At 60.5% G+C, this 25,469-nt stretch carries 13 protein-coding genes; 7 read left to right on the top strand and 6 right to left on the bottom strand.

Translation table 11 applies throughout. The annotated features are described in order from the left end of the window. Nucleotides 1–66: 66 nt before the first annotated feature. On the bottom strand, nucleotides 67–714 hold the full coding sequence (locus E3O06_RS01400; RefSeq protein ID WP_134501253.1) for an ATP-binding protein: 648 nt from the start codon (nucleotides 712–714) through the stop codon (nucleotides 67–69). Nucleotides 715–1,382: 668 nt separating this feature from the next. Between E3O06_RS01400 and E3O06_RS01395 the strand changes: the two genes are divergently transcribed. From E3O06_RS01395 to E3O06_RS01370, 6 genes are all read left to right on the top strand, one after another. Next, nucleotides 1,383–4,049, top strand: a complete 2,667-nt coding sequence (locus E3O06_RS01395) for a DEAD/DEAH box helicase (RefSeq protein WP_241979800.1) — start codon at nucleotides 1,383–1,385, stop codon at nucleotides 4,047–4,049. Between the two features lie 311 nt (nucleotides 4,050–4,360). Further along, nucleotides 4,361–7,270, top strand: a complete 2,910-nt coding sequence (locus tag E3O06_RS01390; RefSeq protein WP_198415760.1) for a helicase-related protein — start codon at nucleotides 4,361–4,363, stop codon at nucleotides 7,268–7,270. Nucleotides 7,271–7,272: 2 nt separating this feature from the next. Further along, nucleotides 7,273–11,955 (top strand): class I SAM-dependent DNA methyltransferase, encoded by a 4,683-nt coding sequence (locus tag E3O06_RS01385; protein WP_134501252.1) that lies wholly within the window; start codon nucleotides 7,273–7,275, stop codon nucleotides 11,953–11,955. Further along, nucleotides 11,952–18,398, top strand: a complete 6,447-nt coding sequence (locus E3O06_RS01380; RefSeq protein WP_134501251.1) for a DEAD/DEAH box helicase — start codon at nucleotides 11,952–11,954, stop codon at nucleotides 18,396–18,398. Before E3O06_RS01385 ends, E3O06_RS01380 begins: the two co-directional genes overlap by 4 nt. Beyond that, nucleotides 18,398–20,626 (top strand): UvrD-helicase domain-containing protein, encoded by a 2,229-nt coding sequence (locus E3O06_RS01375; protein WP_134501250.1) that lies wholly within the window; start codon nucleotides 18,398–18,400, stop codon nucleotides 20,624–20,626. Before E3O06_RS01380 ends, E3O06_RS01375 begins: the two co-directional genes overlap by 1 nt. 106 nt (nucleotides 20,627–20,732) lie before the next feature. Continuing rightward, on the top strand, nucleotides 20,733–21,320 hold the full coding sequence (locus tag E3O06_RS01370) for a hypothetical protein (protein ID WP_134501249.1): 588 nt from the start codon (nucleotides 20,733–20,735) through the stop codon (nucleotides 21,318–21,320). Between the two features lie 243 nt (nucleotides 21,321–21,563). Here the strand turns inward: E3O06_RS01370 and E3O06_RS01365 are convergent, their stop codons facing one another. The 5 genes from E3O06_RS01365 to E3O06_RS01345 form a co-directional block, all read right to left on the bottom strand. Beyond that, nucleotides 21,564–21,773, bottom strand: coding sequence for a hypothetical protein (locus E3O06_RS01365; RefSeq protein ID WP_134501248.1), 210 nt, complete (start codon nucleotides 21,771–21,773; stop codon nucleotides 21,564–21,566). Between the two features lie 147 nt (nucleotides 21,774–21,920). Beyond that, nucleotides 21,921–22,415, bottom strand: coding sequence for a hypothetical protein (locus tag E3O06_RS01360; RefSeq protein ID WP_134501247.1), 495 nt, complete (start codon nucleotides 22,413–22,415; stop codon nucleotides 21,921–21,923). Nucleotides 22,416–22,494: 79 nt separating this feature from the next. Further along, the gene (locus tag E3O06_RS01355) at nucleotides 22,495–22,908 is read right to left on the bottom strand and encodes a hypothetical protein (RefSeq protein WP_134501246.1); all 414 of its coding nucleotides are present in this window, start codon (nucleotides 22,906–22,908) and stop codon (nucleotides 22,495–22,497) included. Then, nucleotides 22,905–23,807, bottom strand: a complete 903-nt coding sequence (locus E3O06_RS01350; protein ID WP_166788057.1) for a metallophosphoesterase family protein — start codon at nucleotides 23,805–23,807, stop codon at nucleotides 22,905–22,907. The genes E3O06_RS01355 and E3O06_RS01350 overlap by 4 nt, the downstream gene beginning before the upstream one ends. Nucleotides 23,808–23,974: 167 nt before the next feature. Beyond that, nucleotides 23,975–24,571 carry a hypothetical protein gene (locus tag E3O06_RS01345; protein ID WP_134501244.1) on the bottom strand — a complete coding sequence of 199 codons (597 nt, stop codon included), beginning with the start codon at nucleotides 24,569–24,571 and terminating at the stop codon, nucleotides 23,975–23,977. Nucleotides 24,572–24,948: 377 nt separating this feature from the next. Between E3O06_RS01345 and E3O06_RS01340 the strand changes: the two genes are divergently transcribed. Continuing rightward, on the top strand, nucleotides 24,949–25,392 hold the full coding sequence (locus E3O06_RS01340; RefSeq protein WP_134501243.1) for a hypothetical protein: 444 nt from the start codon (nucleotides 24,949–24,951) through the stop codon (nucleotides 25,390–25,392). Nucleotides 25,393–25,469 lie beyond the last annotated feature (77 nt).

The raw sequence follows: 25,469 nt of genomic DNA, 5'->3' as shown, positions 1-25,469 counted from the left end.
TTTTTCCGTTCCCGAGTTTCTTGCCTTTGACAGTTAGAAACCTAGGCGGAGAGCGGCGTGCGGCCGTTAAGGCGCTCCCAACGAACCCACGGTTACGTCAGGAGAGCCATTAAAGGCTTCCATTCCATCATCCGACCACTCGAGCGCTTCGACCTCATCGTTCGCTCGTTCCAGGCGTTCAATTGCTTCAGCCACCCGTGGGCCTGCTGGGTCGGCGACTGGCCATACGTCCCAGCTCGGCTCAGCCGCAGTTCCGGCAGGATGCATCAAAAGCAGGCGATCCGCGGCCACCTCATCAGATAGCTCTCTCGGGGCACCGAGTGCATCGAACTGTGCCTCGATGAACTGGTCAATGATCTCACTGGCCTTACTCACCGTGATGTGTCGGCGAGAGCTGGCCGACGACTCGAAGTCATCGGCCAACGCGTATTTCTCCGCAATGGCCAGCAGCAGCCCAGCCCCAGGAGTTGGTTGATCAAAAGACGACCGGTCATTGGTCAGGTCCTCGGCGGTGAGCACGTGCAATCGAACAACCATGCTCAGGTTGATCTTCGACTTCACTCCGGTCAGGGCAGCTCGCATGCCGTCGGCCAGGCGAGTTTTTCCAGCACCGTTGAGACCGTAGATGACTGTAAGGCCTTCGTGAAACGGAAGAAATTCTCCTTGGAGAAGTGGATCACCGGTGAATTCGAAGCCAACGACAGAATGCTGCATAGAAGCAGGCTACCAATGCGGGATCTTGGCTCCATGTCACGCTACGTCCTCTCAGGATCGTTGACGTCTTCGCGCAGAGCCTTGGCAGGAGATGACCTGGAAGTAACCACGACGAGCGTTCCGGGCCGAATGCTCGCCAAAGCGTGGATTCCCGGTGGAGTTGTCGCCCCTGTCTTGTGGTCGGCAACGACACGCGTGCGTGCGATGGCCATAAGGGTGCCGAGAGAACGTTCGTAGCTTGCGGAGGTCATGACGTCCTCGTCTCATTCGGAGAATTAATAACAATCCCATTTGACGCCCAAAGCCTCGGGATGTCGAGAGACAAATCCCTGCACGCTTCCGCACAAGGAATCCGCGCCATTCCTGCCTGTCGGATCGGCCTTCCTGCGGGGCACGGGCCTGTGTGTGGTTGGGCTTCGAGGGGCATGCTCAGTAGAAGTAACTTAGCTAAAGCAGCGACGGGCCCTATGCCCGTGACACCCTCGCGAAGACCGAAGCGGGTTTGGCTGTTACTGCTCTGATGGGTACGAATATGGCTGCAATAGCCAAGCGCACGGCAGCGATCGCAAACCCGGGAATGGTCCGCAGCGGGGCCACAGCGTAAATTGACGCGGCTTTGGGCCGATAGCGTGTGAGTGCTCGCCCAACGCCTGAGGACTGTGATCGACATGAGCATGAACCGCGACGAAATCCAACGTCTTCGCCCCGCCCTCAGTGAACTTTCGACGTGGGCGAAGGATGCCCAGGAAATAACGACGCATCGCGCTCAGGTCCAGACTGATGCTGACCGAGCCACCGCCGAGGTCACGGCCCAAATCGTTGATTTGAAGCTGCACGGTGAGCGCCAATGGAGCGTGCTGCCGGTTCGGCAGTCAGACTCCCGCCGGCTTGGCGTTCTGGCCCGCCGCGTGGAGCTGTCCCCGATCACACGCGAAACCGCGGGCGCGCTGCAGCGCCTGGTAGATGAGGTCCCGACCGCACTGCGCGATGTGAAGGCGCTCTATGGACTTCGACGAGTCGTCAGCGGCGGCCACGCACGCGAGGCCGGGGATCACGCGGGAAGATACCTTACGAACTTCTACGCATGGGGCCGCGCTGCAGGCATGCAAGCACTCCTGTCCGGTGCTGACGACAGGTCTCGTCATTTCGACCCGGTTGACACGGCTGCGGTACTCAGCGGCGCAGTGGGCCTTGCTCCGCAGTTCGCAAAAATCGGTGTACCCCATCTGCTGTCCGCTACGGTGACTGGTGCGCTCCCATGGGCGATCAAGATCATCCAGGACACCCTCAGCAAGGAAATGACGCTCCGTCAACAAATAGGAGACGCTGGAATCGAGCTTCGCCGGGCCGACACCCAGCGCAGCATCGCAGAGATGCCGATAGAGCGGTTGAAGGACGCGACACGAGAGCGCATCCGTGTGACACCGCTCACGGCCGCTGGGTTCAGGACCGTCCAGGACGTTTTCACCCACGCCACCCGGCTCTCGTCCCTCCCTGGAATTGGTGCGACCACTGCGCATCGCATTCGGGGTGCGGCCCAGACACTCTTCCAGGCGACGTACGACGAGGTGCCGATCCGCATCGACATCGATAGCCCAACACCGCACACCTTCCAGCTGGTCAGGCTCCTCGGAAAATGGGATGCCACGCGAAAGACGAAGAATGCGGCAGCCGATATCGCCCGCGCAGAAGCGCTTACCCCGCTCGTGAACGCTCTGGACCGGCATGTTCTGCACCTGGTGGTCATCTCTGCTCTCTCGGATGACGGGGCATTTGTCGAAACCGTTGACGCCGTCGTTCGCCGCGCCCGGACTATCTCTGGCTCGACCGCGGCTGGCGGCCCTCACGACGCCTGGCAAGATTTCCTTGATCGACCGGCCGACTACTACGCCATGCTCCAAGAATTGGGCTTCCTCATGGAAGACGAAGATGCCGTAGTCGGTGGACTCCCCGAAGAAGTGATCGCGGCCGTCCGGGAATGCGACCTGGAAACAGAGCAGCTCGTCGTTTCCCTACGCGGATATCAAAGCTTTGCCGCCCGATTCGCCCTCGTCCAGCGCAAGGTCATCATTGGCGACGAGATGGGGCTCGGGAAAACCATCGAGGCGCTCGCCGTTGTCGCACACCTGCACACGAAGGGTTCACGCCATGCGCTGGTGATATCTCCTGCAGCAGTGGTAACAAATTGGCTGCGTGAGGTTGAAGCGAAATCGACACTTCGCGCGCACCGACTGCACGGAACTGGCCGTGAAGCCGCGCTGCGAAATTGGCAGCGTTTTGGCGGTGTCGCCGTTACAACGTACGAATCACTCGGCTGGTTAGAATCACACGTCACCGCACTCGAGGACCTTGCCTGCGTGATTCTCGATGAAGCCCATTACATCAAGAATCCTGCAGCTCTGCGATCGCAGCGCAGTGCACGAATCATCAAGAGAACCAAACGCGCAATACTTCTGACCGGCACCCCGCTCGAGAACCGGGTCGAAGAGTTCCGCAGCCTCGTAGGCTACATCCGGCCAGACCTCATTGTGGACACCAGCGACTTGCGCCCGCGGCTGTTTCGTCAGCAAGTCGCCCCGGTGTACCTCAGGCGCAATCAGGAAGATGTGCTCACGGAACTGCCCGAACTGGTCGAGGTTGACGAGTGGCTGCCGATGTCGCCGGCAGATATGGTCGCCTACCGGGCAGCCGTTTTCTCCCGAAACTTCCAGGCCATGCGGCAAGCGGCGATGCTCGGGGGCGGCAGTTCGGAAAAGCTCCAGCGGTTAATCGCGATTGTTGAAGAAGCCGAAAGCAACAACCGTAAGGTGATCGTTTTCTCCAACTATCGCAGCGTCCTCGAGATCGTTGCCGGAGCCGTGCCGGGCCGGGTGTTCGGGCCGCTGACGGGCTCCGTCCCGCCTGCGAAACGGCAAGCGCTCGTCGACGAATTCTCAACAGCCACCACCGGCGCTGTTCTCGTCGCGCAGATCATCGCCGGAGGCGTCGGCCTCAATATCCAAGCGGCGTCTGTCGTCGTGATCTGCGAACCACAGCTCAAACCGACAACCGAGTGGCAGGCAATCGCGCGAGCGCATCGTATGGGTCAGTTGAAGACGGTGCAGGTGCACAGACTCCTTTCCGAGGAAGGCGTTGACATACGAGTAACCCAGATACTGGCGAGGAAGAAAGAAGTATTCGCCGATTTTGCAGCGATTAGCGAGACCGCTGAGACAGTTCCGGAAGCCTTCGACGTCTCCGAGGCCGAACTGGTAAAAGAGATCGTCGAAGCCGAACGACAACGCCTCTTCTCTGACCTCTCCGCAGATGAACCAACCGTGGGCATCGTGAACTGATTCCATCAGGGCGCCAAGCCAGCAGCATCGGTGAGCTCATCATCGAGGCGATCGCCGTGCCCTTTGTACAGATTCGCCCGACGCTTCGGCCAGTGCCCTCAACCGCACCACCTGCAAAATCCTGCAGCAGACAAAACGCTGGCACGTGTGCAACTGGCAGTCCTTTTGTGACGCCGCACGCGCTGTATTGCCTCAAAGACACTCTTCCTTCGCCTCGCGAGGCCGATGCCGTGTCGGTGGCGCTCGTTAGACTTGGCTAAGGCCGCCAATCCGGGGTGGGGGAGTATCGAAAAGTCACAGGGGACGTCTAATTGACAACGCAATCGCTACCGTCTGAACTCAACGTTGCGCCCGGTTCCATTGTCGTGGTGCGGGACGAAGAGTGGCTGGTCACTGCAATTGACCCCAGCGCCGACGGCTGGCTCGTTCATTGCCAAGGCCTTTCCGAGCTCGTGCGCGACACGACAGCCAGCTTTTACGAAGGTCTCGACACAATCGTCGAACTCGACCCCTCCAAGGCGAAGGTCATCGCGGATGATTCGCCCGGCTACCGCAAGGCCCGTCTGTGGCTTGAAGCCACGCTTCGTAAGACACCCATTCCCCTGAACGACCCACGGCTGAGTGTCTCAACTCAGATGCTTGCTGACCCGCTCCAGTACCAGCACAAGGCCGTGCGCCAGGCCCTCGACCCCGCGAATCTGCGCCCGCGCATCCTGATCGCCGACGCGGTCGGGCTCGGTAAAACACTCGAAATCGGCATGATCCTGGCTGAGCTCGTTCGGCGAGGCCGCGGCGACCGCATTCTCATCGTTACGCCACGCCACGTGCTCGAACAGATGCAGCACGAGATGTGGTCCCGTTTCGCCCTACCGTTCGTTCGCCTTGACTCGGCCGGCATCCAACGGGTTCGTCAGCAGTTGCCCGCCACGCGCAACCCGTTCACGTTCTTCAAGCGGGCAATCATCTCGGTTGACACGCTCAAGAACGAAAAGTATCGCGCTCACCTCAAGCGCCAGCACTGGGATGCCGTCGTCATCGACGAATCCCACAATGCGACGAACACGGAAACACTCGTGAATGAGCTGGTCACGATTCTGGCGAAGAATACGGATGCCCTCATCTTCGCGTCGGCCACCCCGCACAACGGCCGGCCCGAATCGTTCGCACAGCTCATCGGTATGCTCGAGCCGACCGCTGTGGCCGCCGATGGCAAAACCATCCGGGAGAACGAAGCGAAACGGCTGATCATTCGTCGCCATCGTCACAGCCCCGAAGTCGCCGCCGAAGTCGGCGCAGACTGGGCTGAACGCAAAGAGCCCATCAACCGGCTTGTCCCCGCCAGCGCGGCCGAGAACGCTGTTGCTGAGGAGCTCTCCACCGTGTGGCTGCACCCGACTCATGGAACGTCACCGTATTCGGGTGCGAACAACCGACTCTTCCCGTGGACCCTTGCCAAAGCGTTCCTCTCTTCACCCACAGCGCTGCTCGAGACCGTGCGCGAACGTATCAAACGGCTCGACTTAAACACACCCGACGATGGCCGAGAGATTTCCGCGCTCACGTCACTCGAACTCCTCGCCGCCACCGCCGAAGCCTCTGAATCCGGCAAATACACCGCCTTGGTCAACTACCTAAAGAGCGTCAAAGTTGGCGGCAGCTCCACCGAGCGCGCCGTCGTGTTCGCCGAACGGGTCCCGACACTGCGCTGGTTGAAGGCCAGCCTGCCCAAGTCCCTCGGTCTCAAGCCTGAGAACGTGGCCATCTTGCACGGCGGCCTCACCGACGTGGAACAGCAAGAAATCATCGACAGCTTCAAGCAGGCGTCCTCGCCGATTCGAGTTCTCGTCACGGGCGACGTCGCCTCGGAAGGCGTGAACCTGCATAGCCAATGCCATGAGCTCATCCACTTCGACATTCCGTGGAGCCTCATCCGCATCGAACAGCGCAACGGCCGCATCGATCGCTATGGCCAAAAGGTACCGCCGCAGATCACCACCCTTCTCCTCACCCCCACGGACAATAAGTTCTCCGGCGACCTCAAGGTACTGACCCGCCTGCTGGAACGTGAGCACGAAGCCCACACTGCCCTCGGCGACGTTGCGTCGCTGATGGGTATGTACAGCGTCAAGGCTGAGGAAGATGCCATCCGCGACGTGCTCAGCGGGCAGAAGACCCTCGATGAGCAAGTGCAGCAGGTCGATGATGTGGCCGGGCTCGATTCCATTGAAGGGTTCCTCGCATCGCTCATGCGCACGCAGGGCGCGAAAGCCGAGGACGCCGGAGTCGAACCTATTGAGGTCGTCCCCGAAGCGCGGCTGTATCCCGACGACGTCACGTTCCTGCGCGAAGCACTCGAAGAGGCCTACATAACACCGGGTGCCAAGGAATCGGCCAACGGCGTGGAGTGGCGAGAGTACCCCAAGGATTCGATCGTGCAGTTCATCCCGCCCAAAGACCTCAAGCAACGCTTGTCGTACCTGCCACAGTCTTACCTCACGGACCGCAAGGTCACGGAGCTGTTCAAGCTGGCCACTACCAAGGGCAAGGGCAAAGCGCTCCTTGCTGAAGCCCTTCGCGGCGACGACCACACGACGTGGCCCGAAGCTCACTTTCTCGGCCCGCTTCACCCAGTACTGGACTGGGTAAGCGACCGCGCCCTGTCGACGCTCGCGCGAAATCAGGTTTTCGCTGTGCGAGCCGACGTCGAACACCCCACCGTGATCCTGGTCGGAACACTCACAAATCGTCGCGGACACGTCGTCGCCACCGCCTACTTCAAAGCCGAGTTTCCCAACCCAGCAAACCCCGAGTTCTGTCTCGTGCAAACCCTCGAGAGTGTGGGCGACGCCATCTCACAAACCGGCATGCACGGCACACCGATCAACAAAGGTCCCGTCGCGGGCGCTGTCGAGCTGGAGGCGCTGATCGCGCCCGCCGTTCGGCGTGCAGAAGCGACGCTTGAGGGTGTCTTCGAAGCGGCGACGCAAGCCACTCACGAACGCATTGCCGCGTGGACTCGGCGTTCCGAAGATTGGAAGGATGACGCCAGCCTGTTTACCCAGCGGTCCGTCGTCAGGCAGCTCACCTCCGAGGTCACCGCCGAGCAACGCGTCGCCGAGGCAATGGAACCAACGCGGCAGCTCGTCCGCCCGCTCGTCGTGCTCGTCCCCTTGGACACTCCGACGGCCAACCCCGCTACCACCGCAACCGAAGGAATCTAGTCATGGCCACCTCAGATGCAATCATCATCGGTGAAGACTGGATCAGCGAGCACTACTTCACAACGGATGCCAAGAGCGAGTCGTTTCAATCAGAAGCAGTGAAACTTCGCAAGACCTGGGACGAAGCCAAGGCCGAAGGTCACTCCACCGTGCGCAGTCGCTTTCTCGAGGCACGAGGTGGACTGGAAACAGCGATGGCCAACCTGGCTGAAAGCCCTACCGTGGTCACGGATATCTACGCGACCCTCCGGCGCGTGTTCGGCTACGAGGGCGGCACCTCGTCAGTAGACCGCACCGGCCCCGTACTCGCTATCCGCGACGCCTGGGCGACCGAGGGCGCTGGGCTCCTTCTGGTCGAAGCGAACCCTGTCGACACCATCGACGATCTGCTCCAGAAGGAGAGCGATAGCCTGCTGGAACCGTTCCACCTCGACGACAAAATCACCCTGACGTCCGCCGCACGCACACTCTCGGCCTTGTTCCTCCAAGAAAACAGTCCCCATCTCATCGTGGTCCTGGCTGGCCGCTGGGCGCTACTCGCCGAGCGCGAACGCTGGGCCGAAGGCCGGTACGCCGCGATCGATTTGCAGCTGGTCTGCGAGCGGAAAGACGACAAGAAGGGCGGCGAAATTGACCGGGCCCTCGCCATGCTCGGAGCCGAGTCTGTGGTTCCCGGCGCCGACGGCGTGCTCTGGTGGACGACCATCTTTGACCAGTCGGTCAAGCACACCGTGGGCGTCTCACAGGACCTGCGCGAAGGCATCCGCCTGTCGATCGAGCTCATCGCCAACGATGTTCTCGTGCGCCGGGTGGCACAAGGCCTGCCGCTTGACGACATCGACGGTCAGGTACTCGCAAAGCAGTCCCTGCGTTTTCTTTACCGTATTCTCTTTCTACTCTTCGCCGAGGCGTCGCCGGAACTCGGGGTGCTGCCGGTCGGCGCCGGCGACTACGAGAAGGGCTACGGCCTCGATCGGCTACGCGAGCTCACCCTCGTCGAACTTTCCAGCACCCAGGCTCGGTCGGGTACCCACCTGTACCAGTCATTGGCTCGACTCTTCCATTTCGTCGACGAGGGCCATGCGCCCGCCTCTGACGCGCAAAGTAACGACGGCACGACCGACGACGGTCTCGCCTCAACGGATGCCCCGGGCCTCCATTTCGATAGCCTGAAGGCCGACCTGTTCCTGCCTAAAGCAACGGCCTACATCAACGAGGTCAGACTCGGCAACGAAGCCGTGCAAAACGTACTCCGCCACCTTCTGCTGAGCAAAGAGGTGAAGGGGCGCGATCGCGGGTTCATCTCCTATTCCGAACTGGGCATCAACCAGCTTGGCGCCGTCTACGAAGGACTCATGTCTTACACCGGCTTCTTTGCCGAATCGGACATGTACGAGGTGGCTAAAGACGGCGACGCGAGTAAGGGCTCGTGGGTAGTGCCGGTCGACCGCTCCGGCTCCATCGCAAAGAAGGACTTCGTCACCACGAAGAACGCCGACACCGACGAATTCACTCCGGTGCTGCATTCCAAGGGCACCTTCGTATTTCGCCTCGCTGGCCGCGAACGCCAACAGTCGGCGTCGTACTACACGCCCGAGGTACTGACCCGCTTCGTCGTGTCCCAGGCGCTCGAAGAACTTCTCGACCAGAACGACACCGTCACGGCCGCAGATGAGATCTTGACCCTCACCATGTGCGAGCCTGCCCTCGGCTCCGGTGCGTTCGCCATCGAGGCCGTGCGTCAGCTCGCCGCCGAGTATCTCAAGCGCAAGCAAGACGAACTCGGAGAACGAATCGATGCGGACGAATACCCGCGCCGACTGCAAGAGGTCAAGGCCTACCTTGCGCTGCACCAGGTCTACGGCGTCGACCTCAACGCCACGGCCGTCGAGCTTGCTGAGATTTCGCTATGGCTCGACACCATGCTCAAGGGCCTGAACGCTCCGTGGTTCGGCCTGCACCTGCGCCGGGGCAACTCCTTGATCGGATCTCGGCGCGCGGTCTACTCGGCTGCGCAGCTGAACGACAAATCGTGGTTGACGGCCACTCCAACGGATGTTCCGCTCAGCGAACTCGCCGAGAATCTGCGCGACGGCGTCACAGCCCGCGCCACCTCGGGAAAGATTCACCACTTTCTCGCGCCCTCATCCGGCTGGGGCGCTGCCGTCGACGCCAAGGAGGCGTCCGCGCTCGCGGGCGACGCGCAGGCAAAGCTCAAGACCTGGCGAGCCAGCATGCGCACCAAGCCAAGTAAGACCCAGGTGAAGGCGCTGGTCGACCTGTCGCACCGGGTGGAGGTGCTCTGGCAGTTTTCCCTGCGGCGCCTGCAGGTGGCCGAGCAAGAAATCCGCCGCGACATTGGCGTCTGGGGCGCACCAACGACGCCGAGCGGCGGCACGGTGCAGCGAGCCGAGATAGAAGCAACTCTCGCCGACGCCGACGGTGCTTACCGCCGGCTGCGCCGAGTTATGGATGCATGGAACGCCCTGTGGTTCTGGCCCCTTACCGAAGCGGAAACCGGCGGTGTTCAGCCGCCAACTCTTGACGAATGGATCGCCGCTTGCCAGGGCCTTCTCGGCCGTCACAGAGAACAGAAGGCCACAAGCACCGCGCACGGTGCCGTGGCGCTGGGTGGAGGTTCTTCGTGGGGCGAACTCAACCAGGCTGAAGAGTTCGAGCTTGCGTTTGCGGGGGTTCTATCGAGTGCCGATGTCGTCGCGGCGCACCCGTGGCTCGGGGTATGCGAACGAGTTGCTGACCGCCAAGGATTCTTTCATTGGGAACTTGATTTCGCTGCAGTCTTTGCCAAGGGCGGATTCGACCTGCAGGTGGGAAATCCGCCGTGGGTGCGCCCGCGTTCCGACGTAGACTCGCTACTTGCGGAGGGTGACCCGTGGTGGCAGCTTTCCCTCAAGCCGTCCGAGGCAGTCCGAGCGGAAAAACGCACAGAAACACTAGCCTTGCCAGGCATGACAGATCTCGTGATAAGTGGAACTGCTGATGTGGCTGTCCTGTCGACGTTTATCGGCGCACCGGATGTTTACCCATTATTGGCCGGTCTCCAGCCAGATCTCTATCGATGTTTCATAGAGCAGACATGGCGCCATTCTTCGACAGCAGGCGTTGTCGGCCTCATTCATCCTGAGACTCACTTCACGGACGCGAGGGCAGGCAAACTGCGCGCTCACACTTACTTGCGACTCCGTCAGCACTGGCACTTCTTGAACGAGCGAATTCTCTTTGAAATCGACGATAAAGCCTTTTTCGGTGTTCACATATATGGGCCAGAGAATAAGTCGCCAGATTTCGTCATGGCCACCTACATTTACCACCCGGAGGTGATTACACGTTCTATCCAGCACGACGGCTCTGGACAGGAACCTGGATTAAAAGACCCCGATGGCAAGTGGGACATGCGCCCACACGCTGATCGGATAACACATGTGACCGACGACGTTTTGCGCACCTGGCATTCAGTACTTGAAGATGACTCCGTACCGCTGCTCCAAACGCGCATGGTCTACACGGTCAACAAGGGAACCAGCGATGCACTTGGCAAGCTTGCGAAGAATCCGCGCATTGGCGATCTTGGCCTGAGTTTCTCGCGTGGCTGGGACGAGAGCATAGATCGAAAGAAAGGCTTCTTTGAGACCCTCTGGGGCCCAGTTGAATCGTGGAATGACGTCATTCTTCAGGGTGTTCACCTGTTTGTGGGAACGCCCTTGTATAAGTCACCGAACAAGACGATGCTTCACAACCAAGACTGGTCTGCCACGGACTTCGAGACACTTGCGCCCGACGCCATGCCAATAACGTCGTATAAGCCTGCGGGTGAAAGGCGAAAATACAACGCCTCCTATGGGAAATGGGGTGCCGAGAACCAGCACAGTCCACGGGACTTCTACCGCGTCGCGTGGCGGCGAATGGCTGCGAATACCGGCGAGCGTACGCTGATCGCAGGAATTATTCCTCGAGGGGCTGCGCACGTTCACCCTCTTTCCAGCGCGGGAACGCCTGAATTAAGTGGCCGCGATCTTGCCACTTTGGTCGGACATCTCAGTTCTCTCGTATTGGATTTCGCGGTGCGGACGTCTCCGAAATCTGACGTCCAGCTGAAAACGCTCAATCGGCTGCCTCTTTCACAAAGTGAACTGCTGCAGGATGCGCTGATTTTGCGCACCTTACGTCTCAACTGCGTCACCGACGCCTACGGCGACCTCTGGAATAAGGTGCACAACCCTGCATTTGCATGCGACAAGTGGGCCGGTGGCGCCGCCCGTACCGATCGCCCGAAACTTGGCGAAGTGGGACCGGAATGGAGACCGGATGTGCCGCTCCGTATTGCAGCAGATCGCAGACAAGCGCTGGTCGAGATTGACGCGCTCGTGGCGCTCATGCTCGGTCTCGACGCGGAGGAGCTGTGCACGATTTACCGCACCCAGTTTGCGGTGCTCCACGGGTATGAGCGCACGAACCTCTACGACGTTCACGGCCGGCTCGTCCCGACCGCACTTGCGGCTGACTACCGCAAGCGCGGTGACCGCCTCTCGCTAGAGGAACGCACCGCGACCAACCCTGCAGGCAATACCTACACGTACGAATTCCCCTTCACCTCAAACGACCGCGAGGTCGACATGCGGCAGGCGTACGCCCACTTCGAAAAGATCTTGGCGGAGCGCTCGTGAGCGAGCTGCTCCCTACCCTGCAGGCGGGTGACCTGCAGGAGGGCCTTACCAAATATCTGACGACGGCGTTTGCCCTCGCCGACAATGACGCGCAGTTGGCCCTCGACGACTTTCTCGCTCATCCCGTAAATGGAATCTTCAAGGGTCCGTACGTGCGTCTCCGGCTGCCTTTCAAACCGGCCATCGAAGGCTGGCGTGACACGCTCGACTGGTACGAGGGGTTTCCTCCCTACGGCCACCAGGCCGAGGCATTCGCGCGCCTCAGCAGCGCGAATTTGACCGACGAGAAGCCCCGCCCATTACCCACGTTGGTGACAACTGGAACAGGATCAGGAAAGACGGAGGCCTTTCTCAACCCGATCCTCGACCACGTTCTACGGGCGAAGAAGGCCGGCGTGACCGGCATGAAAGCGCTGATCCTTTACCCGATGAACGCCCTCGCCAATGATCAGGCGAAACGCCTCACCGAGCTACTTGCTACTCATGCGGATCTCGGCGCGGTGACCGCTGCGATTTATACCGGTCAGCAGGACACCAAGCGAACGAAGGTGAGCGCGGCCGGGCTGATCAACGATCGTGGCATCATCCGCGACACAGCACCGGACATTCTGCTCACTAACTACAAGATGCTCGACCAACTTCTGCTCCGCAACGAAGACGCTACGCTCTGGAAACAGAGCGCCCTGAGCCTTCAGTACGTGGTTCTCGATGAGTTTCACACCTACGACGGAGCGCAGGGCACCGATGTGGCCATGTTGCTGCGCCGGCTGGGCCTAACGCTGAAGAGCCACTGGGCTGACGACGCGAGTGAAATCTCCAACGCCGATCGAGCTCGCCCGCTGGGCCGCATCACACCCGTGGCAACTTCCGCCACGCTTGGTGACAAAGGCGACCCGGCAGTCATGCTGCGATTCGCTCAGACCGTGTTTGGCGATGAATTCGATGAAAGTTCAGTCGTCACCGAAACGCGACTTGGCCTTGAGGATTGGTCTGCGGAGGCCGGCCCAACGCTTTTCTCATACGGTATCGAAGTGCTCGACGTTGACGAGCGCGTTCTTGCCGACCTCAGCAGTGCCGTCACCGATCTCGGCCCCGCGGCAGAGTCATCCGCTATCTGCCGCACTGTCCTGCAACACCTCTATCTAGATCCGGACAATCTCTTCGCTGGGTCTGGTGACCTCGATGATGAGGTCTTGTTGGCTGCATCACAAGGTCATCCGTTTCTGCGCAGTCTCATCGCGGCGACGGCCGAATCTATCTCGGTGGCGGACTTGGCCAAGCGCGTATTCTCCAGAGCACTTGGAGCGACGGAAACAGAGACGTCGCGCGATGCGGTGCGGCATGCATTTCTGCACAACGTCATCGCCATGCTCAGCCATGTTCGAAAGGTCGTCGGTCGTGAGGCGGCGAGTGTGGATGTGCACCTATGGGTGCGCGAACTGAGCCGAGTGGATCGTGCCACGACCGCTGACGTGCAGTACCGGTGGAGTGACGATGGAGTGCCGACCGGTTTTCAGACTGACGATGGGGTCGATGACCCCTACCTCGCCTATTTTCCAGCGGTGTACTGCCGCCATTGTGGTCGATCAGGTTGGGGCGTTCAATTAGCGCCCACGGGCTCCAACCTCGATATGGACGATACTAGTATTCGGCGCAATCACCTGCAGCACGGCGAACGCTTCCGAGCGCTCCTGTTCGCGCCAAGGGAAGCTGACCCAGCTCTGCACCTAGCGATGACGGTCCCCGGCAAGGTGCCCGAGGTTGAGGGGTTGCGCTGGTTCCACACGAAAGACCGTGTCTTGGAACAGGCCCGACCCGCGGACGACGACGCTGACTTCATTGACGGCTACATCATCCCAGTGCTTACTCACACGGGCCCCGACGCCGGCGATGAGTCCAGCAATGACGATTGCCCGTCGTGTCAGCAGAGTGACGGCATCCGATTCATGGGTAGCGCCATTGCGACGTTGCTTTCGGTGACCCTGTCGAATCTGTTTGGCTCGGCCACGCTCGATGAGGTTGAGAAGAAGGCGTTGGTTTTCACCGACAGTGTTCAGGACGCCGCGCACCGCGCCGGGTTTGTTCAGAGTCGTTCCCACGCTTTGTCGCTGCGCTCAATTTTTCGAGATGCCGTCGGAAGCGGTCGACTCAACCTTGACGAATTGGTCGCCGAGACCATTCGGCTGGCTGGCGATGACAAGTCCCGGCGATATCAGCTCATCGCTCCCGATTACGCGGATAGGGATGAGTTCGTCGATTTCTGGCAGAGTGCGAAGCTGTCGCAATCGAAACCCAGCACCCGTACTCGTGTGGGCCGTCGTTTGCTTTTCGACGCTCTTCTTGAGTTTGGGCTCAGTTCGCGTGTGGGTCGCACCCTCGGGATGACTGGCAGCGTGGTTGCCGAAGTCGAGGTAGGGAGTACCCAAAAGCTGGTTACCGTTGCCCGATCGCTGCTGGACACGGTTGAGGTTCAGGCTGAGCTCGGCCACAGCAAACCCACGGATGCTCAGCTCGCGGCCTGGGTTCGGGGTGTTCTTGAGCATTTGCGAGAGAGTGGCGGCATTCAGCACCCGTGGCTTGATAAGTACATTCAGCGCGATGGCGATCGGTATTCCGTGTGGGGTGGTCGGCCACGCTCTCAAGGAATGCCAGCCTTCCCGAAGGGTCGCAAGGCTCCGGCCTTTGCCCGGATCGGCGGCACCGTCGGCGGGGCAAAGTATGCCGGCAACCTCGACCCGGTGACATCTGCCCAGAGCTGGTATTCGCGCTGGGCAGGCAAGTGTCTGAACGTCACGCCTCACGAGGGCGCGCGCTTTGCGAAGGCGCTGATGCAGCGTCTCGTTGATGCGAGCCTGCTCAACGTGGTGAACGCGGATTCCGGCGCCCAGGTGTATTCGCTCTCCCCACAGGCAGTCGTCGTGTCGGCAGTGCAACTCCGTGACCTCACGGCGGGACGCCACTTCCTGGAGTGCGATATTTGCCACGCTCAGAACCCCGGATCCATCACCGTCATCACCGAGCTCGAAGGTGCACCGTGCCTGTTCGTGCGGTGTCCCGGCACGCTCGCGCGACACAGCCGGGACGACAACTACTATCGCAATCTTTACAGCTCGTCACGCATGCGGCGAGTCGTCGCCCGCGAACACACCGGATTGCTGGACGATGAAACTCGCCTTCGCTACGAAAGCCAGTTCAAAAACAGCGCCGATAATCCGCAGGCCCCGAACGTGCTCGTCGCTACACCCACGCTGGAGATGGGTATCGATATCGGGGATCTGTCTACCGTTATCCTCTCGTCCCTCCCGCGCTCCGTCGCCTCCTATTTGCAGCGCGTGGGTCGCGCCGGTCGCCTAACCGGAAACTCTCTGTCGCTTGTATTTGTGCGTGGACGCGGGGAGCACCTTCCCAAGCTCGGGGATCCACTTTCAGTCATCAATGGAGAAGTTCGCCCGCCGGCGACGTACCTGAACGCCGAGGAGATTTTGCAGCGCCAGTTCGTTGCCCACCTCATGGACGTCTTTGCTCGCGACGACACTCGACGCCACCCGCGAAAGGCACAAGCCGCTATTGGAAGTGCGGCGCGAGACACGTTCCTCGGTGATCTGATCGCATTCTCTGAAGCGGATGCACAGAGTCACCTTGACCGGTTTCTGGGGACGTTCGACGATCTCGCGATGACGGCGGTTTCTGCTCTCACCAGTTGGGTCATGCCCGGCGACGACCACGGGACAAGCGGGCTAGCGGCCCATCTATTCGACGCCTCGCACCGATGGGCAAAGACGGTCGAAGAGCTGGAATTCCGCCGAACGGCCATTCAGGCGGCCCTGCCCGAGCTGAAGCTCAAGGCTGAATCACCAGCCGCAACCGACGATGAGAAGAGAGCGGAACGCTCCGCACGAGCAACGCTCAAACTCACCGGAGGCCAGCTGTTCGATCTGCGCGGAGTGCACTGGATCAGCGTTCTCGAGGAATACGGCATCCTCCCGAACTACACGCTCCTCGACGACTCGGTCAGCCTCGACGTGTCTCTCAGCTGGTTCGACCCCGACACCGGAGGTTACGAGAGCGATGCCATCGCGTACAAGCGCGGCGCATCCGTCGCTCTGAGCGAGCTCGCACCGGGTGCCACGTTCTACGCGCAGGGCCTCGAAGTGCTGATCGACGCTGTTGACCTGGGAGCGAACGCCTCAGCGGTACGCCCATGGGTATTCTGCCCCGAGTGCGGCTTCGGCCAGGACACGCAAACCACGGGAGAAATCGTGGCCGTGGAGGTCTGCCCACGCTGCAACAGCAAGGCGATCGCCGACATGAAGCAACACATCGATGTCGTCGAAATCAAGCGCGTCTCGGCTGAGGTGCGCCGTGACGAGTCGTCGATCAACGACAGTCGCGAGGAACGCAAGCGGGAGAACTTCAACATCGTCGTGGCCGCCGACGTCAACCCCGCTTTCGTCACCGACCAGTGGTTTCTTGACGGGTATGACTTCGGCGTGAAGTACTTGCACAGAGTCGATATCAAATGGCTCAACATGGGCCGGTCTGGGGGCTTCGGTGCGACTCGCATGGTGGCAGGCGAAGAGCGCACAGCACCGCTATTTCGCGTCTGTGGGCACTGCGGCAAACTTGACACCGCGGCGAAGTCGAACCGACCCGAAGAACACCGTGCATGGTGCCGATATCGCAAGTCAGACAAAGAGAATCCGCGCGAAATCGCGCTGTCGCATACCCTGACGACTCAGGGTGCTCTCATCCGGCTGCCGGCCGCGATGACCCTCGGCGACAAGTTCGCCGGCCCCAGCCTGACCGCTGCACTTCTACTCGGACTGCGAGAACAATTAGGCGGCGCGCCGGACCACATTCAGATTGCCCAAGTCGTCGATCCCACCGCCGAATCCGATGGTGTCAATCATGATGCCCTACTGATTCACGACGTGGTACCCGGCGGCACCGGCTACCTCGCCGAGTTCGCAGACCCTCAGCGCGTCTGGGAGATCATCCACAGCGCCTGGCAGAAAGTTCGCACCTGCCCCTGTCGCGATGAACCGCGCTTGGCCTGTCACAAGTGCTTGCTACCGTTTGCCACGCCCTGGCAGATCGACTCTGTCTCACGGGCGACTGCGGAACGCTACCTCTTTCAGCTCTTATCGAGCGGAACGACGGCAGAAGCGCCCATCGACGTTGTCCCGCTATTCGACGATTGGGCGGTATCCAAGGTGGATACAAGCGTTCCCAGCGACGAATCACTGCTCGAGCAACTGTTCCGAGTGAAGTTCATCGAACGCTTGACCGCAGCCGGCGCCACTGTCAAGGAGATTCCAGGCCCGACCGGCAACCGGGTGCGATTTACGATGCCGACCACTCACCAAACGTGGACGCTGGTTCCGCAGGAGCAGCTTCCAAACTGTAAACCCGACTTCGTACTCACGACCCAGGACATCAATGTGCCGCGGATCGCCATCTTCACCGATGGTTGGACTTTTCACGCCAGCGCCAACCACAACCGGCTTGCCGACGATGCCACAAAGCGCGAAGGACTCCGTGATGCCGGATACCACGTTATGGCCATTACGTGGGAAGATCTCGAACCGACCGCTGGCACCAGCACGGTGCCCTCCTGGATCGACGCAGGTACCTCCGCCCGCGTAATGACACAGTTTTCACTGCGGCCCGCCGTTCTCAACCTGATCAGTCTCGACCCGGTTTCGCAGCTGATCGAATGGGTGCACCATCCGCAACCCGACGAATGGGCCCGACTCGCCGACGCGTTGCCATGGTTGCTCGCCTCCAGCTCGACAGCCGTCATATTTGACGAACACACATCCGCGGCCCAGCGGGCAGCCATCGACCTGACCACCCCGGCTCAAGAACCGGCCGCGACCTCCGGGAACCCAGCGTGGCTGCACCGGGACGGATTTCTCTCCGTGGTCTGCCGGATCAGGGACCCCAGCCTGGGAATGAATTCCGGCGTCGAGATGGGGATCATCCTCGACAACCGCGGAAGTGCGCTGGCTAAGGAAGATAACGGCGGCTGGCGCGCCTGGCTGCGACTGGCGAATCTGACCGGCCTGCGAACCGCACCGACGACCATCCGTGCGCTGACGCAAGTGGAGGTCGGCGTAAAGGCCGTCCCTGCCACTTCGCCGCCTCTGGGCGCCACAGACTTTACCTCCGAGTGGACCGCCGCGATCACACTGGCGTATTCAGCCCTCGAGCAAGAATTCGTCCGATCGCTGGCTGACACGCCGGGGATCCCCGTGCCACAGGTCGGGTTCGAGACCGAGGACGGGATACCCGTTCCCGTGGCTTGGATTGATCAACGCATCGCCGCCGATGTGAACCTGAGTGACGAAGACCGCGCTGACTTGACCTCGTCTGGATGGCTGGTCATTGAAGCGTCGATTGATGCAGTTCAACATGCGCTCGCGCCGGTAGGAGCCAAGTAATGCCCACCATCATCCTCAAACCCGACACCAAGAAAATGGAACCTGCGCTGAGGACGAAGGCGTACGCGTTTCTCGAAAAGCTCGGGAAGGATGACACCACCGCCGGGCTGCACATCGAAAAGATGCACAACGCCGCTGATGCGCGGGCGCGAACCGGTCGCGTCGACCTGGCCAACCGTGCAGTGATTTTCAAAGTGAAGGGCGGTGACGACGCACACTACGTCTACATCGGTACCTGGCTGCACGACGAAGCCATCGAAGTGGCGCGAACCCGGATTCTGACGATCAACCCGGTCAACGGCGTCGCCGAGCTCGTCATTGCCAGCACTCCAACTGGCAGCGATCCAGGTAAGGCCCCGCGTCATCTTGCACCACCGGCCATCGCCGAACCCTCTGAGCCAGTTGCGCCCGATATTCAGCCCGGTCCGCTCGAAGGCCACAATGTTCAAGAACTCGTTGAATCGCTCGGCATCGAACTGAGCCTCGCGACCGATGCCGTGGCGGCCAACGACACCGAGCTGAACGCCCTCATTGACGCGGCCGTGAAATGGCAAGGGCTGGCCCTCCTCGACCTAGCCGTGGGTACCCCCATCCATGAGGTCAAAGCGAAGCTCGGCTTGGGTGAATACACGCCTGATACGGCCGCTACCGCCGACGACGAACTGCTACGCGCGCTCAAGCACCCCGCCGCACAAATGGAATTCGCCTTCATCGAGGACAACGACGAGCTGCGCCAAGTCATCGAGGGCGGCGACTTCGGCGCCTGGCGCACCTTCCTGCACCCAGAACAACGCAAGTACGCCACAAAGCATTTCAATGGAGCGTTTCGACTCTCCGGCGGCGCAGGAACTGGCAAGACCGTCGTGGTGCTCCACCGCGCACACCACCTCACCACGAGCGAACCCAAGTCACGCACGATCATCACGACGTTCACGACGAACCTGGCCGATGCACTCCGAACGGACATTCTTCGGCTCGACCCGGCGACCCCGCTCGCACCCACACTCGGTACCTCCGGCGTCTGGATCTCGACAGTGGATGCCGTAGCCAGCGCAGTCTTGAAGGACGCCGGAGCGACCATCGCTGACTCTGTCGAGCGGATTCTCGGCGTTCGCACCACGGACATTGGCAGCCGGAGTAGCGGGGAACTCTGGACAGAAGCCATCGACATAGCGGGACGAGAGCTACCCCAGGATCTGAAGAACAAAGCGTTCTTCGAGGGCGAATACGTGGCCATTGTTTTGGCCAACGGCATTACGGACAAGGACGGCTACTTCTCGGTGCGTCGCGCCGGACGTGGCGTCGCCCTGGACCGCGGCAAGCGCGGCCACGTCTGGGCAGTGATCGAGGCGTACCGGCGCATTGCCCGGATGAACGCCTCCATCGACTACCACGAGGCCAACGTAATCGCCGCGGATCACCTGCGCGCGGCATCCGCTGCCACAGGACAGTTTCAGGCAGACCACGTGCTTATCGACGAGGGCCAAGACCTGACCGCAGCCCACTGGCTGCTACTACGTGCTCTCGTCGGTGAAAGTGCAAACGACCTCTTCATCGCCGAGGACTCGCACCAGCGCATTTACGGCCAGCGCGTTGCCCTGAGCAAGTTCGGGATCAAGATTGTCGGGCGCTCCCAACGTCTCACGCTGAACTATCGAACGACAGCGCAGAACCTGGCCTATGCGATCGGTTTGCTTAGCGGAATTCACTTTGTGGACCTCGAGGAAGGGCAGGAGAAAGCGTCCGACTATCGCTCCGCACGGAGTGGCCCCGAGCCAAAATTACGACCGTACTCGAGTCTCGCCGAAGAGCTTGACGGCGCTGCCACCATCGTCTCTGGATGGCTTGAGACAGGCGGTGAACCCGAGTCCATCGGGATACTCGTTCGCGATCGTGGTCAGCGAGATCGTGTCGTCTCTGGACTTGCCGAACGCGGTGTCACAGTGCGGGCCCTTGATTCCGGCAAATCCACCACGGGATACCCGCAGGCGCTCACCATGCACCGAGCGAAGGGTATGGAGTTCGCTCGTGTCCTACTCTTCGGCCTCGGCGACAAGACGCTGCCTAACATCCACCTGCTGAAGCAACTCGCGGAAGCGGAACGCCCGGATGCTCTGCTTCGCGAGCGGTCACTGCTATATGTTGCAGCAACGCGGGCTCGCGACGAGCTGGTCGTGTCGTGGAGTGGGGAGCCCTCGGCGCTGCTGGGGACGACACCGGCACACTGACCGCCCGGCCAGTGGTTGGACGTTGGCGTGCCTCAGGAATCTGCAGGGTTGATACTCGAGTCCGACGGCGCCGAGTTCGCGAACGCAGGGCAATCAAGATGGAGTAGTGAAGGAAGTAATGGCAAAGGCGATCAAGGCTCTCCTCGGGCTTTTCCTTTTGGTAGGCATCGCCTACGTTGCGTGGTGGCTGGGATCTGCCATTCTCAAGGCTTTCCTTGGACTCAATCCCACGACCATGACGGCGATAGCAGGATTCACGGGCCTTCTACTTGTCCCAATCGTCACATATTTCACTACTCGATCGCTCGAACGGCGGCGTTCACTGGAGAACGCCGTCCGAGAGCACAAGACGAAGCTCTATGACGAATTAATCCGGGGTCTCATGCGAATGCTAAACCTACAGAAGTTGCCGGAGACAATGCGACCCGACGAAATGCAAGAGTTCTTTGCCAGCATTACTCCTCCGCTGATTTCCTACGGATCGCGAGGTGTGATCCGTAACTGGAACGCTTTCCGAAAAGTCTCACGTGAGAATATCGGCGATACCTCGGCGATTATGCTCAGCTTCGAAGGTCTTCTCAAGGCAATGCGGCAGGACCTTGGTCACAGCAGCTTCAATCATCAGCCAGGGGAATTGCTCGGCATCTTTATCAACGATGTGGACGAAATCCTTCAGAAGAAAAAGAACGTTTAGCTGCCTGTGCATGGAGAGACGCCAAACTCGACCCTCTGAAACATAAAGACCGAGGGCGTGGATGCTTACCGCACGGTGTCTACTTGTAGTATTTTCAGATGCGGAAGCGCCTGATCTGAGCGGTACGCAGACGTTGGACACGCTTAAGCACCAGCTGCCCACGGCCAACAAGTGGCTCAGTTTTCAGCGTCGGTAGTGGCTCAGTTTTCAACCGTCGCTGACACCAAGCACATCCAGTCGCGGCTAGGTGTCACCGGAGACCGCTGTCTCTTCTTCGTTGAAGATTTCCGGAAACAGTTCGATTGTGACGGTCACCGAGCTTTCGTCATCGATTTCGGCTAGGGCGCGGACCCCTGACGGAGTTGTCGCTCCCGGTTTTCTGTCAGCGGCCACGCGAGTTCGGGCGATGGCCATGAGCGTCCCTAAGGAACGTTTGGGCAGTGCGGAGGTCATGAGCCGCCGTACCCTCGCGAGGAATGCGACGGCACCTGATGTGACAGCATCATCGAAATCACGGGTAGCACAAAAGCCGTGATGGAAGATCAGAAGCGTGACTTTGATTGTTGCTCATCGGCGGCGCAGGGGATCGCCCGGATGAGTTCATCTGCGCGCGTCCGTTTGGACACCGTCCCGGGTTATGAATTCCAATTCGAGGGTCTGCACGTCGAGGATGGCTTGGCTAATCCTGAATGCTGAGCCGCCTTCGTCCAGGATGACGACGCGTGTGTGGAATTCCATTTCGCCGGTCGTGTAGGTGACCGATTCGTCGATGTGCCGGTGGTAGTGCCCGCCGAGGTAGAGCCGGGGCTGCACCTGCAGGAACCCTCGATGAAACATGGAACGTCCTTCGGCGGAGTACCTGAGGCCCGCTGGCGGCCAGATTCGATCTGTTGCCGCCAGCCACGTGTCCAGGGTCGGGAGGTTCAAAGGTGCATCGTGTCCGATGAGAACATGGGTCGGCTCGAGGCTGAGCTTGGCAAGGTCGGCCTCGGTGATTGATTCTTCTGCCCAGACGGAATGCCCCAAAACCCGATGGCCGATATCCACCGAGTTAGCACCGCCGAGGGCCGCGAGGGTGGCGCCGCTGGCCAGCACGGTTCTGTAGCCACGCGGGATGTGCATGATGTTCGATCGAATCCAGGGCAGTCCGTCATCGGTGACTGGTAGTCAAAATTTATCCGGGACGCGGTCGGACAGCGTTGCCTCTCCATTGAATCGTGGCCGCTTGTCGTGCCGCGTCGAGGACGTTGTCGGGGTGGTCCACGTGTTCGGCGGGCCGGTGGCCACGAAAATGGCCCGAGGGTGAGCACAGCCAGACGAGGAGTTCTTCTTGGGTCCATCGGGCGTCGGCGGCGAGCTTGATGAGGTCAGCGATCACCGGGCGGATGAGGTGTGTTTCTGGATCGAACTGGAACCGGGGGTAGATGTATGCAGTTCCGCGCTTGACCGAGAGAAGATGGCCCTGCTGGCGCAGGTGCGAGAGAATTGCGTGGTCTCCCGTGCGCATGTTGATCAGTTGGAGAACTTCGGCGCCCGTATACATGCCGCCAGCCGCTTCAACGTCTTGCCAAACGACACCCGGAATCATGACTCACCAGCAGGAGCCGCATCATCCGCTTTGCTGTCCAGCTGCGGGTCCACACCAATGATGTATTTATTGCTTACGGTCTGGTCGTTGCGGGTGAAATATTCGATGTGCAGGGTGTTGGTATCAAGTATCGCTTGGCTGATGGCACGCTCGGAACCGTTCTTGTCGAGGAGGACGACTCGGGTGGTGAACGGGCTGTCACCGTCGTAGTCGACGGTTTCATCGAAGTGGCGGTGGTAATGGCCGCCGAGATAGAGTTCGGCGCCCACCTGTAGAAACCCGCGGTGGAACATGGCCCGGCCGGCGGCCGAATAGTGGATTCCGGCTGCTGGCCACCAACGATCGGTCTCGTTGAGCCAGGTATCGAGTGATGGCACGTTCAGTGGTGCGTCATGTCCGATGAGGACGTTGGCATGCTGGTTTCCGAGCGTGGCTAGGTCGGCTTCGGTGACGGATTCGGCTGGCCACCATGAGGTACCTTCCCTGCGGTGCCCTACGTCGACCGAATTCGCGCCGCCCAGCGCCGCCAGGGTCTTGCCGGAAGCAAGGGTGGTTCGCCAGCCGCGCGGAATGTGGGCGATGTTGGGCCTAAGCCAACGCAATCCGTCCTCGGTGAGCGGAAAACGGTAGAGACGAGTGAAGTCTTCGTGGTTGCCGTCGACGAAGTAGAGGGTCTGGGCTGTGACGGTGAGCCGTCGGCTGAGTTTGTCGAGGACGTTGTCCCAGTTGTGGCCGGGCCAAATGAAGCCGAAATCTCCCAAAACCACGAGAGTTTGAATATCGCGCGCGTGCATGGTGCGGGACACGATGAGTACGTGTTCCAGGTCGCCGTGAGTGTCGCCGAGGAATCCGATGCGGCTAGCGGCGGACAGCGTGTCGCACCCAGTCCTAGGTGTCACAGCGCCCTCGTTGATTTGTTCCGTGCTCGGCGATCACCGAACGCGGAACACCCGTTTCGGGTCGATTCAGAGCCAGCCGTCATGTCTTCAGACTACGTTTAGTTCTCCTGATGGCAGCTTCCGCAGTGACTAATGTCGATGAGTCGGGGTTTTGATGCCTGCCGTTCTCAGCGTGGGTGGCTGATTGCACCGGTTGTGCTTAGAAGGGCGAGGAGGACGGCCAGTTGGTCGGCTCTGTTTTTGGGCTGCGCGTCTATTTGGAGTTGCCGGAGTTGGCGGTTGAACCATCGGCCGAGCGCGAACTCGACTGGGTCTGCGCCGTTAAGGTAGGGCGGGTTCCCGGTCCGTTGCAGGTGGTGAACGTACGCAGCGAAGTTTTTCTGCCAGATGTTTTCCTGCGGATCCCATTCAAAGGCCGGTGAGAGGTCGAGGCGAATGATCTGGTACCGGCAGAGCCTCTCTTCGAACTTACGTTGATAGCCTGCCCAGCCGCCCTTTCGGCGTTCCTCGGCGGGGAGGGTTGCGAGATTACGCGTGTTCTCCCGTGGGCTCCGTCCATTTTCGCGCCAGAATTCCTCATAGCCGTAAAGAGTCGAAACCCAGTTGACGGGGCGCCTGGTGTTCGCTGGCTGCGGGGCGTCGCCGTCGGCGTCGTTCGTGTCGGCTGCTGCGTAACGCGCGGAGCGTGGGCCCGGATCTGGTTCATTAAGCCAGAGTTCTTTGGCTCTGGAAGAGAGGTGGTCTTGAGGATTCGTGCCGGGCATTAGTGGCCAATCGTGGCCACCCGAATGGCGGCCTCGATGGGGTCATGCGCGGCAAAGAGCACGCGTGCGTGCCTTTTCGCTAATTCGCGAAACTTTGTCGGTGACTCGGTGGAATGAACCGAAACCTTTTCCTACGGTTGCAGACCAAGCGGACGTTTACGACGAGCGGCCGAGCAACAGCTCTACGAGCAGCCCCTTCTGCCAGACCTGGCACGGTTTAACACGGCAATCTCTGCGGCGGCGGCGTCGCTCTCGGAAAATAGTGTGAATTTTTTTATGCTTGTTGATCAAGATTTTCAATGAAGAAGAGGAGATGAACATGACAAATGCAGTGCAATATGCCTTGAGGCGCGAAATCAGCCGCACACATACTTTTCATGACAAACAACCGATTCACCGACAACCTCAACTTCGATACCGACCGCCTCGCCAAGTTGAGGGCAACCATGATGGCTGACTCCGCAGTACCGGACCCCTCCGACTTCGGCGGTATGAGCGCCGCCGAAGTGCACTCCGGCGCTCGCGCAGACTATGTCTTCACTTCGCAGCAGGTGGCCCTGGCCCACTCCCGGGTTTTCCAGACCGGCATCCTCGACAAATTCGTTGCGTGGAGGAGCGAGGACGCTCGGGTCGCCGGCGCCAGCGCACGGCCCACCCTCATTTCTGACCGCGCCATCTTGGTTGGGCTTCTCCTGCTCGCCAGCGAAAGCGGGCCGTTCCTGATCAGTTCTCTCGCCGTGGTCTTTCAGAACCGACTGACCCCCGAATCCCGCGCGTTGCTGCACCTCGTGTGTTTTGTCAACTTGAGGTCGGCCATTTGAGCGATAAATATCCGGCCAGTGCGGCACTGTTTCCGGCCAGTTGAGCACCGTGGTCGGAACAGCCGGTTCTCGGGGGT

Source organism: Cryobacterium glaciale (genome assembly GCF_004402535.1).
In the GTDB taxonomy this organism is placed as follows: Bacteria; Actinomycetota; Actinomycetes; order Actinomycetales; family Microbacteriaceae; genus Cryobacterium; species Cryobacterium glaciale.
Note: the sequence above shows the minus strand (reverse complement) of the source record. Positions and strands in the feature narration are given on the sequence as shown.